At 42.5% G+C, this 247-nt stretch carries 1 protein-coding gene; it reads right to left on the minus strand.

Translation table 11 applies throughout. From position 1 onward, the window contains the following. The coding region (locus SB775_RS32550) for a glycosyltransferase (RefSeq protein ID WP_410865419.1) at positions 1 to 247 on the minus strand (247 nt) is incomplete at both ends.

Here is a 247-nt window from a genome sequence, read left to right on the forward strand (position 1 = left end):
CTCAATCGCCTCCATAAAGCTTTGTGTATTCAATTGTTCTTCTTCAAGCACATGGGCAAAGCCTTGCGCTTCGAACAAATTGGCGTTCAAAATTTGGTCGCCCCGGCTTTTTTGCTTCGACAAGGGAATCAATAGCATCGGTTTTTTCAATGCAAGAAATTCGAATATCGAATTTGAGCCTGCCCGGGAAACAACTAGGTCCGTCAAATGCAAAAGATGTGACAATTCATGCGTCACGTATTCAAAT

Source organism: Peribacillus sp. SIMBA_075, assembly GCF_046534585.1.